The 1,767-nt window shown below is 51.2% G+C and carries 1 rRNA gene; it reads right to left on the bottom strand.

Annotated elements, in window-relative coordinates:
* Positions 1–73: 73 nt before the first annotated feature.
* Positions 74–1,641 (bottom strand): 16S ribosomal RNA (locus EKM88_RS13070).
* Positions 1,642–1,767 lie beyond the last annotated feature (126 nt).

Here is a 1,767-nt window from a genome sequence, read left to right as displayed (position 1 = left end):
TGAGAGTAATCCTCTCAAAACTAAACAAAGTTTCATGCGATAGGTTTCCGTGGGCCAAAGGCCCTATCCTTAGAAAGGAGGTGATCCAGCCGCAGGTTCTCCTACGGCTACCTTGTTACGACTTCACCCTAATCATCTGTCCCACCTTAGACGGCTAGCTCCCTTACGGGTTACCCCACCGGCTTCGGGTGTTACAAACTCTCATGGTGTGACGGGCGGTGTGTACAAGGCCCGGGAACGTATTCACCGCGGCATGCTGATCCGCGATTACTAGCGATTCCGACTTCGTGTAGGCGAGTTGCAGCCTACAGTCCGAACTGAGACCGGCTTTAAGAGATTAGCGTACCCTCGCGGGTTAGCAACTCGTTGTACCGGCCATTGTAGCACGTGTGTAGCCCAGGTCATAAGGGGCATGATGATTTGACGTCGTCCCCACCTTCCTCCGGTTTGTCACCGGCAGTCTTACTAGAGTGCCCAACTGAATGCTGGCAACTAGTCATAAGGGTTGCGCTCGTTGCGGGACTTAACCCAACATCTCACGACACGAGCTGACGACAACCATGCACCACCTGTCATTTTGTCCCCGAAGGGAAAATCTGATCTCTCAGATGGTCAAAAGATGTCAAGACCTGGTAAGGTTCTTCGCGTTGCTTCGAATTAAACCACATGCTCCACCGCTTGTGCGGGCCCCCGTCAATTCCTTTGAGTTTCAACCTTGCGGTCGTACTCCCCAGGCGGAATGCTTAATGCGTTAGCTGCGGCACTGAAGGGCGGAAACCCTCCAACACCTAGCATTCATCGTTTACGGCATGGACTACCAGGGTATCTAATCCTGTTCGCTACCCATGCTTTCGAGCCTCAGCGTCAGTTACAGACCAGACAGCCGCCTTCGCCACTGGTGTTCTTCCATATATCTACGCATTTCACCGCTACACATGGAGTTCCACTGTCCTCTTCTGCACTCAAGTTTCCCAGTTTCCGATGCACTTCTTCGGTTAAGCCGAAGGCTTTCACATCAGACTTAAGAAACCGCCTGCGCTCGCTTTACGCCCAATAAATCCGGATAACGCTTGCCACCTACGTATTACCGCGGCTGCTGGCACGTAGTTAGCCGTGGCTTTCTGGTTGGATACCGTCACTGCATGAACAGTTACTCTCACACACGTTCTTCTCCAACAACAGAGTTTTACGATCCGAAAACCTTCTTCACTCACGCGGCGTTGCTCCATCAGACTTTCGTCCATTGTGGAAGATTCCCTACTGCTGCCTCCCGTAGGAGTTTGGGCCGTGTCTCAGTCCCAATGTGGCCGATCACCCTCTCAGGTCGGCTACGCATCACTGCCTTGGTGGGCCTTTACCTCACCAACTAGCTAATGCGCCGCGGGTCCATCCTCAAGTGACAGCTCGAAAGCCGCCTTTCAACCAGAGACCATGCGGTCTCTGGGATTATACGGTATTAGCATCTGTTTCCAAATGTTATCCCCTGCTTGAGGGCAGGTTACCCACGTGTTACTCACCCGTCCGCCACTCGGTTCAAAAGAAATTATTCCGAAGAACTCAATCCATTAAACCTCGTTCGACTTGCATGTATTAGGCACGCCGCCAGCGTTCATCCTGAGCCAGGATCAAACTCTCATATAAGATGAGCTGTTTGAATAGCTCGATTTGTTGTTACTAGCGAATTGACTTCGCAATGTTTTAATTCTCTTCGATTCAAGATCGAAGACCCTATCACATTTACGAAACTTTGTTCAGTTTTCAAAGGAC

Source organism: Lacticaseibacillus daqingensis, from assembly GCF_003946115.1.
Lineage (GTDB): Bacteria > Bacillota > Bacilli > Lactobacillales > Lactobacillaceae > Lacticaseibacillus > Lacticaseibacillus daqingensis.
The sequence above is the reverse complement of the archived record's forward strand: the minus strand, read 5'-3'. Positions and strand labels throughout refer to the sequence as shown.